Source organism: Conservatibacter flavescens, assembly GCF_002795425.1.
Lineage (GTDB): Bacteria > Pseudomonadota > Gammaproteobacteria > Enterobacterales > Pasteurellaceae > Conservatibacter > Conservatibacter flavescens.
On the sequence record NZ_PHHA01000016.1, the window covers coordinates 1 to 17799 of the forward strand.

The following is a 17799-nucleotide window of genomic DNA, read 5'->3' on the forward strand; positions in this document are numbered from 1 at the left end:
AAAGTCCCACCCTTTAATCCTAAGATATTACGCGGTATTAGCCACAGTTTCCCGTGGTTATCCCCCTCCATAAGCCAGATTCCCAAGCATTACTCACCCGTCCGCCACTCGTCAGCAAGAAAGCAAGCTTCCTCCTGCTACCGTTCGACTTGCATGTGTTAAGCCTGCCGCCAGCGTTCAATCTGAGCCATGATCAAACTCTTCAATTCAAGTTCAATCGCTCAATAAACTGCTTAGCTAAAGTTTACATATTACTTAAAGCTTCTAAAGTAAAAATGAATTTCTAGTTTAAGCACCTATTAAGACTTCAAAATTAAAAATAATTTCAACATTAAGTCAATCAACAAGTGCCCACACAGATTGTCTGATAAATTGTTAAAGAACCATTGCTTAACCCTAAAATAAAACAACCCTAGAATTTAAGCGAAAATAAAACGACGCACCGCTAATCTCATTCACAACAGCGCGTCGTTGTGTGGGGCGTATTATAGATAAATCTCAACCCTTTGCAAGTAATTTTTTACAAAAAACTTGAAAAAAATTACCACTTGCTTAAATTAAGTACAAATTGCAGTTTACAGACAAATCAAACCGTAGATAATTGAATAAATTGTCGCAGTAAAGGACGAAAAATGGCTATCACAGAGTTAAAGTATATTTTAGGACTGGATTTAGGCATTGCCTCGGTCGGGTGGGCCGTAGTAGAAATCGACCCACAGGAAAATCCTATCAGCTTAATTGATTTGGGCGTACGAACCTTTGAGAAAGCGGAAGTGCCCAAAACAGGTGAATCACTTAATCTATCTCGTCGTTTGGCTCGTTCACAGCGACGATTAATTCGCCGCCGTGCTCACCGCCTATTAAGAATGAAACGGCTGTTAAAACGTGAGGGAGTGTTACAAGCAGTGGATTGTGGCAAAGATTTTGCCAACTTGCGGTTGCCAAATAATGTATGGTCATTGCGCGTAGCAGGATTAGATCGCTGTTTAGATAATAAAGAATGGGCGGCAGTATTGCTACACTTGGTAAAACATCGGGGCTATTTATCACAGCGGAAAAATGAGAATAAAACTGACGATAAAGAGCTAGGCGCGTTACTTTCGGGCGTGAATGCTAATCATCAACTCTTACTAGCGAAAACCTACCGCAGCCCCGCTGAAATTGCCGAGCAAAAATTTGCCTCAGAAAAAGGACATATCCGCAATAAAGCTGGCGATTATGCTCATACATTCAATCGGTTAGATTTGCAGGCAGAAATGCGACTTTTATTTGAAAAACAAGCGAAACTAGGTAATCCTTACACTTCAGCCTCCTTTCAAGCTCAATGCATTGATTTATTGATGACACAACGAGCTCCCTTATCGGGTGAGGCAATTTTAAACATGTTAGGGCATTGCACCTTTGAGCCAACTGAATATAAAGCTGCTAAAAATACCTATTCTGCCGAGCGTTTTATATGGCTTACAAAGCTGAATAACTTACGCATTTTAGAAAGTGGTTCGGAGCGTCCACTGCTTGATGCCGAACGCCAACAACTACTTAACCAGCCTTATCTCAAAGCCAAGCTCACCTACACTCAGGTACGAAAAATATTGGATCTTAGCGAACAAGCTCGGTTTAATATTCGCTATCAGCGAGATAAAACATTAGAAGAAAGTGAAAAAGCCACCCTAATGGAAATGAAATCCTATCACGCGATTCGCAAAGCTTTAGAGGGAGCCGGACTGAAAACGGAATGGCAGGGACTAGCGACTAAGCCTGACCTATTAGACAGGATCGGCACAGCATTTTCGCTGTATAAAACTGATAATGATATAAGCACTTACCTCAGTGACAAAATCAGCCAGCCAATACTCAATGCTTTATTGGAAAACATCAACTTCGATAAATTTATCAATTTGTCATTACAAAGTTTACGCAGAATTCTCTCTCTAATGGAACAAGGTGAGCGTTATGACACCGCATGCAAAACGATTTATGGCGACCATTATGGCGCAAAATCTGCTGAATTGCAGCTTACCTTGCCTGCTATTCCTGCTGATGAAATTCGCAATCCTGTTGTACTTCGTACCTTATCGCAGACCCGAAAAATCATCAATGCAGTGGTAAGGCGTTACGGCTCACCTGCCTATATTCATATTGAAACGGGACGAGAAGTAGGAAAATCCTTTAAAGATCGTCGAGAAATAGAAAAACGTCAGGAACAAAATCAAGCTGAACGCCAAAGAGCGGTCGAAAAATTTAAAGAATTGTTCCCACATTTTGTGAGCGAACCGAAAGGGAAAGATATTCTAAAAATGCGGTTGTATGAACAACAGCAAGGCAAATGCCTCTATTCAGGTAAAGCGATTGATATCACTCGGCTAAATGAAAAAGGATATGTAGAAGTGGATCACGCTCTACCGTTTTCCCGTACTTGGGACGACAGTTTTAATAATAAAGTGCTAGTATTGGCGATCGAAAACCAAAATAAAGGCAATCAAACCCCTTATGAATGGCTAGACGGTAAACACAACAGCTTACGCTGGCAGACCTTTAATGCGTTAGTACGGGGTTGTCATTTCCCCTATGCAAAAAAACAGCGGATTTTAACCGCTGCCCTAGATGAAGAAAGTTTTAAAGCTCGCAACTTAAACGATACGCGCTATGTAGCTCGTTTTTTAAGTCAATTTATCACGGAGAATATGCAGCTTACAGGCGAGAAAAAACGCCAAGTGTTTACTTCAAATGGACAGATTACCGCCCTGCTTCGAGCTCGCTGGGGATTGAGTAAAGTACGAGAGGAAAACGATCGCCATCACGCCTTAGATGCCATTGTGGTTGCCTGTACGACCCGTGCGATGCAAAAACGGATTACCGATTTTGTACGACAAAAAGAAATGAATGCGTTTAGCGGCGAATATGTAGATCGCGCCACAGGCGAAATCAAGGCGCTCCATTTCCCTGAACCTTGGACATTTTTTCACCGTGAGGTCATGATCCGAGTGTTTGACGATCACCCTGCTGAAGAAGTGATAATACAGCTTCCTAGCCGCCCGCAAGCCAATCATTCATTCGTCACCCCACTTTTCGTCAGCCGAATGCCTACACGCAAAATGACGGGACAAGGTCATTTAGAAACAATCAAATCTGCCAAGCGGTTAACCGAAAACCTAAGTATACAAAAAGTGCGGTTGAATTCTCTGAAACTCTCCGACTTAGAAAATATGGTCAATCGGGAACGTGAAACCGAACTCTATCAAGCCTTAAAAGCCCGTTTAGAAGCTTTTAATAATGATCCGCAAAAAGCATTTGCCGAACCGTTCTATAAAAAAGGTGGTCAGCAAGTCAAAGCCATACGGGTAGAACGCACTCAAAAATCAGGCGTAATTGTGCGTAATGGCAACGGTATTGCCGATAACGCATCAATGGTTCGAGTTGATGTGTTTATCAAAAACGGGAAATATTTCCTTGTGCCGATTTACACTTGGCAAGTGGCTCAGGGAATCTTGCCAAATAAAGCAGTAATAGCCTATGAAGAGGAGGCAAATTGGGAGGAAATGGACGAAAATGCTCATTTCCAATTCAGCTTATATGCTAACGACCTAATTAAATTAACTACAAAAAAAGGTGTATTTTTTGGTTATTATTCAGCATTTAATCGCGCAACAGGAGCAATAGATATCAAGGTCCATGACTTAGATAAAAAAGCTGAAAAAACAAAAAATGGGGTATATCAAGGACTTGGTGTTAAACTTGCCATTTCCTTTGAAAAATTCCAAGTCGATGAGCTTGGCAAAGTCATTCGAGCTTGCAAACCGAGCAAACGTCAGCCTGTGCGTTAATCCAAACCCTCCCTGCTTATCCTCTAACTAAGCAGGGATTTTTATAAGGAGAAGAAAAATGTCTTGGCGTTCTATTCTGATTAGCAACGGCGGTAAATTATCCTTACTTAAAAATCAGCTCTGTATCCAACAAACAGAAAATACCTTTACCGTACCGATTGAAGATATTGCAGTAATTGTAATTGAAAGTCGTGAAGTCGTTATCACAGTCCCTCTTTTGACTGCCCTTGCTCAACAGGGAGTAACACTTTTAACCTGTGATGAGCAGTTTTTGCCCTGTGGGCAATGGTTGCCATTTATGAACTATTCTCGCCAGCTTAAAACATTAAAATTACAGCTTGACATGAGCTTGCCTATGAAGAAGCAACTTTGGCAGAAAATTGTCAAACAAAAAATTTATAACTAAGCCAAAGCCCTTATTGAGATGAGGCGAGCGGATTTAGCGAAAAAATTGCAAGGTATCGCCCAAAGAGTTAAATCAGGCGATCAAGACAATGCGGAAGCCTATGCTGCACAATGCTATTTCCAAATCTTCGGTAAAGGTTTTCATCGTGCCCAAGAAAACGCAATTAATGCCCACTTAAATTATGCTTATAGTGTGCTACGTTCCGCCATTGCCCGTGCGTTAACCTTATATGGTTGGCTACCTGCGTGGGGGATTTTTCATAAAAGTGAAGTCAATCCTTATAACCTTGCTGATGATTTTATTGAGCCATTTCGTCCACTTGCCGATCTGCTGGTTTGGCAGCTTGGCCAAGACAACCAACTAACCCATCCCCTTACCCCACATGCAAAACAGCGATTAATCAAGTTATTACATTATCAAATACAATTTAATGGGCAGGTTTTTAGCCTATTAGCCGCAATCGATCGCACGGTTGGTTCATTGCAAACAGCGCTAGTAAGTAAAAACGCAGATTTGCTAAAATTACCCGAAATCTTACCGCTTAAGGAACACCAATATGAGTGAGAGTTTATTTATGCGCCTAATTGTTTTCTTTGACCTACCCATTACTACCAAAGCTAAAATGCGAGCAGCAAATCAATTTCGCCAATTTTTACTAAAAGATGGCTACCAAATGCTACAACTTTCCGTCTATTCACGCATTGTGCGTGGCCGAGATGCATTAATCAAACATAATAAAAGACTAGTTGCTCACTTACCTGAAGAGGGATCGGTAAGGTGTTTGGAGGTAACGGAAAAACAGTTCGCCAGTATGCTGATTTTACTTGGAGAGAAAAAAGTGCAAGAGCAAAAAGTTAATGCAAACCAAATGCTACTTTTTTAGTGATTTTAGTTTAACCATCTCACTATAATGATCCATAAAATCATCATCTAATTGTATGTATTTTGAACTAAATAAAAGTAAAAAATGGCGTTGTAAGTACAATATACACGCCATTTTTAGCCTCAAACATTAAAATATAAGCGATAGAAATAAGCAAAAAACTACTTAAATGCTACCGCTTAAACCTTAATTTTTATGAAAATTTCTCGAAAGAAAACTTCATAACCCATTGATTATAAATCACTTAAAGCGACCCTATTGTAGCACAGCGAAATGAGAAAGGGAGCTACAACCAATGAATCGTAAATATCGCTTTGATGTGGATTGTAGCACAGCGAAATGAGAAAGGGAGCTACAACGGTTAGGCATTCAAGCAGTGACGCTCACGAATTGTAGCACAGCGAAATGAGAAAGGGAGCTACAACACGATACTTAGGATTTATTTCCATCAATATTATTTAAGGAAAGAACCTATACCACAATTTCTTTCGCTAATTCATTTGCCGCTTTTGATGATTGTCGAACTGGTGCAGATAATTTATCAACTGCACCTAATAATACTGATAATTGTAGATTATTCATGTTTTTTTCTCGATATCTATTGACAATTTTTTCTTTTGTCCTAAAAATAAATGAAAGGAGATAATTATGGGATTTCTATTTCTTAGCGCGTTGTCTATTATTTCGTTTGGTTTAATCCTCTCGTTATTGTTAGCTGTTATTTTTTTACCCTTAGCCTTTTTCTTTGGTATAGGGAGAGTTTTTTTTTGATAGTTATATTTCCGCGACAACATTTGAAGATAAATTCTTAATTATTTTATCTGCATTGTTTTTATTTGCTATCCCTGTATTTTATTTTGGTTTAAATATAGGATTTCTTAATTCCCTATTGATGAGCTTTCTTGTTTTTTGCGTGCTAGGTTGTTGTTATCATGTAAGACAAAAAGTAAGTAAAAAGCTTACCTCTCCAACTGTTCAATAACCAAACTCTCAATCATATCCAAATCCAGCTCACTAAAACCCAACAACTCATGCTAAACGCAGGAGAGATAGACCATATTGTGTGCTTTTCCAATTCGTCCAATAATTCATTAGATCTTTCTTCTGATTTTTTGAGTTGTGCCAAGACTTATGTGATCTTATTTGACAGTAATCATTTCATCGTCCATAATACCTACGTTGTTGCACAGCGAAATGAGAAACGTTGCTACAATAAGATTGTTCTGAAAAGAATATATCGCAAAGCTCTGCCCCTTGATGTTCTACATTAAGGGGCATCTTTTTTGGATATTTTTAACGCTTGTCTTCCTTGTGTTTTCTCTTTAAACTCTTCTTAACTTTCATCAACTTGGAGGATTATATGAATAAAACCCATTTTATCGGTTTAGGGGTGGCTGGCAATTTTGCTGGGCATTTGGAACAAGCGGGCGAAGCGGCTGATTTTTTACAAGTAAAAACAGATGAAGCCATTCAACCCAAAGCGATTTTTCCGTTTTATGTGCCGAGCAACACGCTTGCCAATAGCGAACAATTTTTATCTACCTATCCCCTTTCTCATGATAGGATCGCATTTCCACAAGATGCCGATAACCTTCAAATTGAACCCGAAGTCGCATTAATTTGTGACGTATATTACGACGGTAATCAGGTGATTGAACTTAAACCTACTCATTTTGCAGCCTATAATGATTGTTCAATTCGTCGCCCCAATGCACGGAAAATCTGTGAGAAAAAAAACTGGGGGCCAAACTCCAAAGGCATTTCCGCAACTCAAATTGCACTGGATCACTTTGACGAGGGGGGAATATTAGATCACTATAACATTGCTTGCTTCCATAAACGTAATGGCAAACTTAATACTTATGGTGAGAATAGCCCTGTCGTTAGCTATAGTTATTTTCATCAAAAATTACTGAATTGGATTGTAGATAAAATGAACCATCAGCCCGATCAAGGCCCGATGAACCACATTGCTGAGTTATTAAAACAAGCCAATTACCCAACTCAAGCCGTAATTAGTATTGGCGCCACACGCTACACAGAATTTGGTGAAAGCAATTTCTTACAAGTGGGCGATACGAGTATTGTGGTCGTTTATAATGCGCAAAAATACACTCAAGAACAAATTGTCGAAATGGCAGAAAAAGAACAATTTAGTGAAGATATTTCAGCCCTCATACAATCTGTTATTTAAGTCTTTTATAAAGTGCGGTAAAAACATTGATATTTTTTACCGCACTTTCTCCTTATTTCTTTTTGATCTTTTCGATCACGATCGCAAAAATTCCCCGCTAAGCTAGTATGCGCTTTTCATTCGAGCTACAGTACTTCCTCGATCCGGAGGTGAGTATGCGTTATATTATTTTTTGCTTATGCTGTTTATGTCAAGTATTAACAAGCTATGGAAATGTCATGTTAGTCAATACTTATAAAAATGAAGATTTACAGAATTGGGTAATGAGCGAAAAATTAGACGGTATTCGCGGTTATTGGAACGGTACGGCATTATTTACCCGCAATAACACGCCCCTTTCTCCACCTCATTATTTTACACAGCACTTCCCACCTTTTGCTATTGACGGTGAATTATTTAGCCAACGAAATCAATTTGAGGAAATTTCATCTATCGTCCGTTCGCAGGAAGACAAAGGCTGGGATAAACTCAAACTCTATGTATTTGATGTGCCACATGCCGAAGGCGACTTATTTCAACGTTTACAGCACCTACGTGATTATTTAGCAAAGCACCCCACGCCTTATATCACGATCATTGAACAAATTCCCATTCAAAATCAAGCACAAGTTTTACAGTTTCTACACCATATTGAACAGCAAAAAGGCGAAGGCATTATTGTCCGTGATCCTTCTGCACCTTATGAAACTGGGCGCAGCTCGAAAATTTTGAAAATAAAAAGTACATTAGACGAAGAGTGTACGGTAATTGCCCATCATAAGGGCAAAGGGCAGTTTGCAAATGTATTAGGCGCATTAACTTGCGAGAACCATCGGGGACAATTCAAAATTGGTTCAGGGTTTAAACTGGAAGATCGTATTAATCCACCAGTAATCGGCAGCGTCATCACTTATAAATACCGTGGCATCACTCACAACGGTAAGCCACGATTTGCGACCTTTTGGCGAGAACGGAAAAATGAATAAAAATAGACCGCACTTTAAGTATAATGGATTTACACTCTCCTATCAAAAGTGCAGTCATATTTTAAAATGTTTTATTCCACCATAAAACAAGCGATTTTAGTACCGTCATCATACTCCCTAAGTACTGGCTGTTCCTGTTTACAACGTTCAGTCGCTAAACGACAACGCGCATGAAATGCACAACCTTTAGGCGGATTCAACGGACTTGGCAATTCACCTTCTAATTTAATCCGCTCACGGCGCAGCTCCGGTGATAATCTTGGTGTTGCTGACAATAACGCTTGTGTATAAGGGTGACGAGGGTGGCTAAAAATTTGCTGCGCAGTCCCTTGTTCAACACAACGCCCTAAATACATCACCATCACATCATCTGCAATATGTTCCACAACCGATAAATCGTGGGAAATGAACACATAAGACAGTCCTAATTCATTTTGTAAGTCCATCATTAAATTCAATACCTGTGCTCTCACAGATACATCAAGTGCAGAAACCGGTTCATCGGCCACGACAATATCAGGACTTAGCATTAAACCTCTAGCGATGGCAATCCGCTGACGCTGCCCACCTGAAAACATATGCGGATAACGATCATAAAACTCAGGGCGCAATCCGACTTTCCCCATAATATCTAATACTTTCGCTTTCCGCTCAGCTGCGGAAAGATCAGTATTAATTAATAACGGTTCTTCTAAAATTGACCCCACTTTTTTACGCGGGTTTAAAGAACCATAAGGATTTTGGAATACGATCTGAATTTTTTTACGGCGTAATTTTTGGGTTTCTTTATCATTCACCAAAAAATTCTGGCCATTATAATACAGCTCCCCTTCAGTTGGGTGTTCAATCATGGTGAGTAAGCGGCCTAATGTGGATTTACCACACCCAGACTCTCCCACAACTGCCAATGTTTTCCCCTTTTCTAGTCGGAAAGACACACCATCTAGCGCTTTTACGGTTTTTGCTTCGCCAAATATCCCTTTTTTCACTGGATAATATTTTTTTAGATTTACCGCATCCAACAACGGTGCAGCTTGCTGTTGCTCAGACATGGCTTGGTACTCCTTCAGCATTAAGCGGGGTATGACATTTGACTTGGCGCGCCCCTAATTGTCGTAACTCCGGTTCGACCTGACGACAATGCTCTGTGGCATAGGGGCAACGCGGATTTAATAAACAACCTTGAGGGCGATCATATTTACCTGGCACAACACCTGGTAGTGATTCAAGACGTGATTTCCCTTCCGAAAATTCCGGCAATGAACGTAATAATGCTTGGGTATAAGGATGTTTAGGTGCTTTAAAAATCTCTACCGCACTTCCCTCTTCCACAACTTGTCCAGCATACATCACGATAATACGGTGTGCTGCTTCTGCTACCAACGCTAAATCATGCGTAATCAAAATCAGCGCCATATTTTCTTTTTGCTGTAACTCAAGCAATAAATCCATAATTTGCGCTTGAATGGTCACATCTAGTGCGGTTGTGGGTTCATCAGCAATCAATAATTTGGGTTTACACGCTATCGCCATAGCAATCATAACACGCTGGCTCATTCCTCCTGAAAGCTGGTGTGGATACACCTCCATACGAGACTTAGGATCAGGAATCCCCACTAATTTGAGCAATTCTAACGTGCGCGCATAACGTGCTTTATGGCTGCCACCTTGATGAACTTTGAGCGCCTCCATAATTTGATAGCCAACGGTATAACAAGGGTTTAAACTTGTCATCGGATCTTGGAAAATCATCGACACTTCAGCCCCAACCAATTTGCGTTTTTCTTTTTCCTTCATCGCTAATAAATCGGCATTATCAAATGATAACGCCTCAGCGCTAACGCGGCCAGGATGTCCGATTAATCCCATAATTGCAAGTGAACTCACCGATTTGCCCGAACCCGACTCACCTACGATACCTAATACTTCCCCTTGCTCCACCTGATAACTAATACGATCCACTGCTTTAAATGGCGTAGTGTCATCGCCAAAATGGACGGAAAGCTGATTTACCTCTAATAAAGCCATTGCTCTCCTCCTATTGTTTTAATTTTGGATCAAGGGCGTCACGTAAACCGTCCCCCATTAAGTTAAACGCTAATACCAATAATAAAATGGCGATGCCTGGAATGGTTACCAACCAGTTTGCAGATTGCATAAACCCACGCGATTCTGCAAGCATCGTGCCTAACTCTGGTGTTGGTGGCTGCGCCCCGATACCTAAGAAACCAAGCGCGGCTAATTCTAAAATTGCGTTAGAAATGCCCATCGTCATTTGCACAATGAGGGGCGCAAGACAATTAGGTAAAATCACAATAAACATAAGACGAAAAACGCCTGCACCCGCCACACGAGAAGCCACCACATAATCACGGTTAATTTCATTCAATACTGAAGCGCGGGTTAAACGCACATAACTTGGAATCGACACAACCGCAATAGCAATCGCAGCATTGACTAAAGATGGACCTAAAATCGTCACAACCCCAATGGTTAACAATAAACTCGGGATAGCTAACATGATATCCACAAAGCGCATGATCACTACATCAATTACACCACCATAGTATCCCGCTAATAAACCTAAAATCACTCCAGCAACACAAGACATGATCACGATGATTAAGCCAATAAAAACGGACAATCTCGCGCCATGAATAATACGAGATAAAATATCACGTCCAATATCATCTGTACCCAGTAAATAGGCACTATTTCCATTAGCAAACCATGCCGGCGGTAATAATAAATCTGAACGGTGCTGTTCTAACGGACTATATGGGGCAATTTGATTAGCAAAAAGGCAAACTATTGTCACCAATACAATAAAGCTTAAGCCAATTACCGCCCCTTTATTTTGTCTGAAATAAAACCAAAACTCCTGTAAAGGCGTTTTTGGCAGGGGCGCATAAGTTTCTGTTGTCGTTGACATTTGTCACTCCAATTTAAAATCTAACGATGGCGAATACGTGGGTTTACAATGCCGTAAACCAAATCTACAGTTAAATTCACCAAAATAATAATTGTCGCAATAATTAGCACTGAGCCTTGTAAAACCGGATAATCACGCGCATTAATCGCATCAATAATCCATTTACCAATACCAGGCCACGAGAAAATATTTTCAGTCAATACCGCGCCTGATAATAATTGTCCTACAATTAATCCCACGACTGTCACAACTGGAATTAACGCATTACGTAAAGCATGCACAATCACAATACGTGTCATACTCAGACCTTTTGCACGCGCTGTACGGATATAATCCTCTCCTAATACTTCTAACATAGATGAACGTGTCATACGGGTCACAACCGCCAGCGGAATCGTCCCCAATACGATGGCAGGTAGGATTAAAGATTTAATCGCCGCAACAAATGCCCCCGGCTCATTCGATCGCCACGTATCAATTAACATAAAACCTGTTTCAGCTTCAATCCAATATTCTGATGGCAAACGCCCACCAGCCGGTAATCCCAATGGAGTGGAAAAATATAAAATTAAAATTAATCCCCACCAAAAAATCGGCATAGAGTAACCGGTTAAAGATAAAGACGTCACAATATGAGAGAGCCATGAATCCTTTTTAACTGCGGCAATTACGCCCAGTGCGATACCAAAAATCAGCGACCACAATAGTGCAAAAAAAGCTAACTCGACCGTTGCAGGAAACAACGTAAAAAATTCTTTCAATACTGGCTCATTATTACGGAAAGAGCTACCAAAATCACCCTGTAGAACATTCCCCACATAAGTTAAATATTGTTCATGTAATGGTTTATTTAAGCCTAATTGCTCCATCATTTGCGCATGAACTTCAGGGCTGACACCCCGCTCCCCCATTCGGATCTCAATAGGATCGCCTGGAATTAAATGAACTAAAGCAAACGTAATTAATGTAATCGCTAAAAAGGTCGGGATTATCATCAAGATACGTTTGAAAACAAATTGAAACATAATCATTCTCTTAAAGAATTAAAGCGCGGTGCATTTTCAAAAACTTTTTTAAAAAGCACCGCACTTCTATAAGTAAAAAGAAATTATTTTGCTAGATCAACACCATAGAATGGGTGTAAGCCAAACGGGTTAATCACATAATTTTGTACTTCTTTGCGGAGCGGTTGATACGTTGTTGAGTGTGCAATAGTAATCCAAGGCGCTTGCTCTTTAAAGATGACTTGTGCTTGTTCATACAATTTAGCCCGCTCTGCTTGATCAGCGATTTGTGATGCTTTGACCACTAACTCATCGAATGGTTTATAACAGAACTTCGCATAATTTGAACCTTGCTCAACCGCAGCACAGCTTAATAAGGTATTCAAGAAATTATCAGGATCGCCGTTATCACCTGTCCACCCCATCATGCCAGTTGGATCATCACCGTTACGCATACGTTTTAGGTATTCACCCCATTCATAGCTCACGATTTTCGCTTTTACGCCCACTTTTTCCCAGTCTGCTTGCACTAACTCCGCCATACGACGAGCATTTGGGTTATATGGACGAGACACTGGCATTGCCCAAAGTTCTGTTTCAAAACCATTTTCAAAACCCGCTTCTTTTAATAAGGCTTTCGCTTTTTCAGGATCATATTCATAATCTTTGACAGCCTCGTTATAACCCCACATTGTCGGTGGAATTGGATTTTTCGCTACTTGCCCTGCGCCTTGATATACCGAAGTTAAAATAGCTTCTTTATTTACCGCATAGTTCAATGCTTGACGAACTTTCACATCATCAAATGGTTTTTTCTGAACATTAAAATGTAAATAACCGACGTTTAATCCCGCTTCTTTTAACAAATTAATTTCGCTATCTGTTTTCATTTTTTCAATGTCTGCCGGATTCGGATAAGGCATCACATGGCATTCACCTTTTTTCAATTTTGCATAGCGAACTGACGCATCAGGTGTAATCGAAAATACGAGACGGTCAATTGGTGCTTTACCTTCCCAATAATTTTCAAAGGCTTTATAACGAATAGTAGAATCTTTTTGATAAGACACAAATTCAAATGGTCCTGTGCCAATCGGCGCGGTATCCACTTTTTCTAGTGTCCCTGCTTTTTGCATTTTATCGGCATATTCTGCGGAATGAATAGAAGCGAAATCCATTGCTAAGTTTGCTAAAAACGGAGCGTTTGGTACGTTTAAACTAATTTTCACCGTATAATCATCAAGCTTTTCCACTTTAGAAATAATATTTTGCATATCCATACCGATGAAATATTCATATGCCCCACCAGATACTTTATGGTACGGGTGATTTGGATCTAACTGACGATTAAAAGAGAAAAGTACGTCATCGGCATTAAAGTCACGGCTTGGGGTAAAATCTTTATTGCTGTGGAATTTAACGCCTTTACGTAAATAAAAGGTATAGGTTTTTCCGTCCTCAGAAACGTCCCATTTTTCAGCCAAAGATGGGATAACGTCGGTTTTTCCCTTTTCAAAAGTGGTCAAACGGTTAAAAATTTGCTGACCAGAAGCATCAATACTTGCACCATCTGTTACCAATTGTGGATTTAAATAGGAAGGTGAGGCTTCAGAACAGTACACTAAGGTTTTCGGTGCTGCTAATACTGCACTTGAGCATAATAATGCTAATGCAGATAAAGAAAGTTTTGTTGAAAGTTTCATAAATTTCCTCTGATGTTGTTTTTTTCATATATTAAAATACTCAGCACCTGAGCAAACAATAAACACCTATTTGCCACAGATACTGATACACTATTACACATATAAAATAAAGGCAAGAATAATCATTATGCTTTGATTATTTTTAAATCAATTATTCAGCCGACGAGGGGCTTATAATATCAACAAGTCATCTCGATGAACGGCTACCGCCCCATATTCATACCCTAATATTTGCTCTATTTCTTGAGACTTATGCCCTTTAATCAAATTTAAAGCATCGCTATTATAACGTGGCATGCCTAGTGCGATTTGTTTGCCTGCCTGTGTGAAAATTTTAACCACTTCACCACGAGAAAAATTGCCATTGACTTGCACAATCCCTGCGGGTAACAAAGATTTATATTGCGCCAACATAGCCTTTGAAGCGCCCTCATCAATAGTCAAACTGCCTGCAGATGGCGCCGCAAATAACCATTGCTTGCGACTTTCTAAAGGATCCGTTTGGGCATAAAATTTTGTGCCATGTTGCTGCCCGTATGCCAGTTCCACAATCACATTTGGGCGATTTCCTTGCACAATAATCGTTTCAATCCCCGAACGTGTTGCCACATCTGCTGCAGTAATTTTCGTACTCATGCCCCCCGTGCCTAAATTCGTCCCACTTCCACCCGCAATAGAACGAATATGATCGGTGATCTGCTCCACATCAGTAATAAGCTTTGCTTGCGCATTTTTACGTGGATCGCTATCAAATAAACCTTGCTGATCCGTCAATAAATACAGCTGATCCGCCTGCACTAAAATCGCCACTAAAGCAGACAAATTATCGTTATCGCCTACTTTAATCTCTGCAGTTGCCACCGCATCATTTTCATTGACAACGGGGATAATGCGATTATCTAATAATGCCTGTAAAGTATCACGCGCATTGAGAAAACGTTCTCTATCTTCAATATCTGCTCGAGTTAATAATAATTGTCCGATATGAATATCATAAATCTTAAATAACTGTTCCCATACTTGGATCAACTGGCTTTGCCCAACAGAAGCCAATAATTGTTTAGAGGCAATGGTAGATGGCAATTGTGGGTGATTTAAATAATCACGCCCGGCAGCAATGGCTCCCGATGTCACAATCACCAAACGAAAACCGGCTTGATGTAATTGAGCCAACTGGCGCACAATCTCTAGCATTTGGGGGCGATTTAATTTTGGACTCCCTTGAGTTAAGGTGCTTGTGCCAAATTTAACAACAATAGTTTTCAGTTTTTTTTCAGACATTTTTATGACGCCATAAGTTATGCAAAAATTTGGCAGTAAATTAGCACAAAACTATTAAAAATTTAACCGCTCTTTTGAAAAATACATATAATAGAGCGAATTATTTGCCAATATTAAGGATACTCTATGACATTTAGCCTCATCGTCGCCATGACCCAAAACCATGTTATCGGCAAAGACAATCAAATGCCTTGGCATCTCCCAGCAGATTTAGCTTGGTTCCGTCAAAATACAACGGGGAAACCTGTTATTATGGGGCGTAAAACTTTCGAATCTATCGGACGCCCCTTGCCGAAGCGTACGAATATTGTCTTATCCCGCCACCCTTTTGATCACGAGAATGTTATTTGGGCTGATAGTTTAGAAAGTGCGGTCAATTTTGCTAAAAATTCCCCTGAAATCATGCTGATTGGTGGCGGTGAATTATTTAAACAAGCTTTACCTCAAGCTGACCGTTTATATTTAACCATCATTCAAACGGAATTAGTCGGGGATACGTTCTTTCCTGAATTAAACTGGGCCCAATGGCATATTGAACAAGAAACATGGCACCCGGCTGACGAAAACAATCCCTACGATCTGCGTTTTCTCATTTTACAACGCAAACCATAACTTTTATGCAAAACACGATGCGGTTAACACTGGGCATTAGATTTACATTTCCATACAAACTGCAACTTGATTAAATTATAAAAACTCTTAAAATGAACGAACGTTCATTCAGGGTGTAAAATCCATCGAATGTTCGTTTATATTAACCTTACTCTGAATCTTAATGTATGTTGCAATGTAAAACAGGAATGGTGGAACAAATCTTTGCGGCCACAGAACGATTAATGGCAAGAGATGGCTTTCATCAGCTTTCTATGCATAAAATCGCAAAAGAGGCCCAAATTTCACCAGGTACAATTTATATCTATTTTAAGAGTAAAGAAAAGTTATTAGAACGCCTTGCCCACTACGTATTTGATCAGTTTACCTGTTGTTTAAAATACAAACATAACCGCGAAGCGCCGTTATTTGAGCAGTATCATCAAATGTGGTGGAATTTATGGCATTTATTACATGATAATCCAAACTTAGTATTGAACATGCATCAATACCAGGCTTTACCTGGTTTTGAAACATTGTTACAACAATACAAAACCGATGAAAATAATACATGGCGTCGTTTTTGTTCTATGGCAAAACAAGCCAATATGTTATGTAATATGTCTGATGACATCTTATTTACGCTTAGTTTAGAAAGTGCGGTCAATTTAGCGTTTAAATCCGTTAGCGAGAAACAAGAATTTGACGTGGCACTCTTAGAATCTGTTATTCAACGGACTTGGAATTGCATCCAAAAATAGTTAGTTTTTAATTAGGGTAATCCCTTAATACTCACGGAGTTTTTATGAACCAACCTCAAGCCGCTAAACCGAAAAAGTCACGTACTTTTTTACTCCGTTTAGCTTTATTATTAATTTTAGCCGTCTTTGTTGCAATGATTGTGATGAATATGATTAAAAGCAAGGCCATTGCAAACCATATTGCCAATATGGGGGAAACCCCTGCAGTTGTCACTGCTATGACAGTCAAGGCAGCAGAATGGACACCTGTCATTGAAACCACCGGTATTGTACGTCCAAACCAGGGCGCGATGCTGAGTAGCCAAATGGGTGGTGTTGTTAAAAATATTTTAATTAAAGACGGGCAATCCGTGAAAAAAGGCGATATCTTGGTTGAATTAGATAGTGCTGTAGAACAAGCGACGTTAAAAGCTGCTGAAGCACAATTACCTGCGCTACGTGCAACCTATCAACGTTATAGCAATTTAATCAAGTCAAATAGTGTGTCACGTGCGGAGCTAGACAGTGCTAAAGCCGCTTATGATCAAGCAGTTGCTCAAATTGCCTCTTTAAAAGCCACCATTGAACGCATGCAAATTATTGCCCCATTTGACGGAATCACGGGGATTATCCAAGTTAATACCGGACAGTTTATTAGCGCAGGAACTCAAATTGTACGTGTAGAAGACAGAAGCCAAATGAAAATTGATTTTGCAATTTCACAAAATGAGCTCGAAAACCTTCATATCGGCCAAAAAGTCACCGCCACAGCTGATGCCCGTTTAGGAGAAACCTTTAGTGCTAAAATTACAGCTATTGAACCTGCGATCAATGCATCAAGTGGTTTAATTGATGTACAAGCTACATTTGACGGAAGCAATGCTCAAAACTTAATGTCTGGTATGTTTACTCGCTTACGTGTAGCACTCACCACAAAACAAAATCAAATTGTTGTTCCTCAAGTCGCGGTCAGTTATAACATGTATGGCGAATCCGTTTATCTATTAAGCCCATTATCAGATGAAGATCGTGAGACATTCAAAGATAATGAAGATATCGACAATCTCTATCGAGCTAACCAAATCACTGTCTTTACCGAAGATCGTCAAGGTATTTATGCACAATTGAAAGCAGGTGATATCAAAGTCGGAGATAAAATCGTCACGAGTGGTCAACAAAGCTTAAATAACGGACGTTTAGTCAAAATTGTTGACAAACAAGCCGTAGGTACAGTTGCACCCGCAGTGGAAAACAACATGTAATTTAGTGGTTTAGG

General features: G+C 39.8%; 13 protein-coding genes, 1 rRNA gene and 1 pseudogene. 8 read left to right on the plus strand and 7 right to left on the minus strand.

Features of this window, described 5'->3' with window-relative positions; all coding sequences use genetic code 11:
- Positions 1–209: ribosomal RNA gene (locus CVP05_RS06755) — 16S ribosomal RNA — on the minus strand; the annotation flags it as partial.
- Between the two features lie 423 nt (positions 210–632).
- Here CVP05_RS06755 and cas9 point away from each other — a divergent pair.
- The 5 genes and pseudogenes from cas9 to CVP05_RS06785 all read left to right on the plus strand — a co-directional run bounded on the left by cas9 (position 633) and on the right by CVP05_RS06785 (position 8272).
- On the plus strand, positions 633–3824 hold the full coding sequence (gene cas9, locus CVP05_RS06760) for a type II CRISPR RNA-guided endonuclease Cas9 (protein ID WP_100288818.1): 3192 nt from the start codon (positions 633–635) through the stop codon (positions 3822–3824).
- Positions 3825–3882: 58 nt separating this feature from the next.
- A pseudogene (gene cas1 / locus CVP05_RS06765) lies at positions 3883–4794 on the plus strand (type II CRISPR-associated endonuclease Cas1).
- Positions 4787–5113 (plus strand): CRISPR-associated endonuclease Cas2, encoded by a 327-nt coding sequence (gene cas2 / locus CVP05_RS06770; protein WP_100288819.1) that lies wholly within the window; start codon positions 4787–4789, stop codon positions 5111–5113. Before cas1 ends, cas2 begins: the two are co-directional and overlap by 8 nt.
- Before the next feature lie 1360 nt (positions 5114–6473).
- On the plus strand, positions 6474–7307 hold the full coding sequence (locus CVP05_RS06780) for a DUF5718 family protein (protein ID WP_100288821.1): 834 nt from the start codon (positions 6474–6476) through the stop codon (positions 7305–7307).
- A 155-nt stretch (positions 7308–7462) separates the two neighbouring features.
- Positions 7463–8272: a DNA ligase gene (locus CVP05_RS06785; RefSeq protein ID WP_100288822.1), complete on the plus strand. Its 810-nt coding sequence runs from the start codon at positions 7463–7465 to the stop codon at positions 8270–8272.
- A 71-nt stretch (positions 8273–8343) separates the two neighbouring features.
- Here CVP05_RS06785 and CVP05_RS06790 read toward each other — a convergent pair whose 3' ends face one another.
- The 6 genes from CVP05_RS06790 to proB form a co-directional block, all read right to left on the minus strand.
- Positions 8344–9324: a peptide ABC transporter ATP-binding protein gene (locus CVP05_RS06790; RefSeq protein ID WP_100288823.1), complete on the minus strand. Its 981-nt coding sequence runs from the start codon at positions 9322–9324 to the stop codon at positions 8344–8346.
- Complete coding sequence (gene dppD / locus CVP05_RS06795; protein WP_100288824.1) at positions 9317–10300, minus strand: dipeptide ABC transporter ATP-binding protein; 984 nt, start codon at positions 10298–10300, stop codon at positions 9317–9319. The genes CVP05_RS06790 and dppD overlap by 8 nt, the downstream gene beginning before the upstream one ends.
- A gap of 10 nt (positions 10301–10310) precedes the next feature.
- Complete coding sequence (locus CVP05_RS06800; protein WP_100288825.1) at positions 10311–11204, minus strand: ABC transporter permease subunit; 894 nt, start codon at positions 11202–11204, stop codon at positions 10311–10313.
- A gap of 20 nt (positions 11205–11224) precedes the next feature.
- Entirely contained in the window at positions 11225–12229 is a 1005-nt protein-coding gene (locus CVP05_RS06805) for an ABC transporter permease subunit (protein ID WP_100288826.1), read from the minus strand.
- 83 nt (positions 12230–12312) lie between these two features.
- A complete protein-coding gene (locus tag CVP05_RS06810; protein WP_100288827.1) occupies positions 12313–13911 on the minus strand; it encodes an ABC transporter substrate-binding protein in 1599 nt (532 codons plus the stop codon).
- A 171-nt stretch (positions 13912–14082) separates the two neighbouring features.
- Positions 14083–15192: a glutamate 5-kinase gene (gene proB, locus CVP05_RS06815; protein ID WP_100288828.1), complete on the minus strand. Its 1110-nt coding sequence runs from the start codon at positions 15190–15192 to the stop codon at positions 14083–14085.
- Positions 15193–15318: 126 nt separating this feature from the next.
- Here proB and folA point away from each other — a divergent pair, with 126 nt between their 5' ends.
- From folA to CVP05_RS06830, 3 genes are all read left to right on the plus strand, one after another.
- Positions 15319–15804, plus strand: a complete 486-nt coding sequence (folA, locus tag CVP05_RS06820; protein WP_100288829.1) for a type 3 dihydrofolate reductase — start codon at positions 15319–15321, stop codon at positions 15802–15804.
- A gap of 167 nt (positions 15805–15971) precedes the next feature.
- Positions 15972–16544 carry a TetR/AcrR family transcriptional regulator gene (locus CVP05_RS06825; RefSeq protein ID WP_100288830.1) on the plus strand — a complete coding sequence of 191 codons (573 nt, stop codon included), beginning with the start codon at positions 15972–15974 and terminating at the stop codon, positions 16542–16544.
- A gap of 44 nt (positions 16545–16588) precedes the next feature.
- Entirely contained in the window at positions 16589–17785 is a 1197-nt protein-coding gene (locus tag CVP05_RS06830; protein ID WP_100288831.1) for an efflux RND transporter periplasmic adaptor subunit, read from the plus strand.
- The last annotated feature ends 14 nt before the right edge of the window (positions 17786–17799 follow it).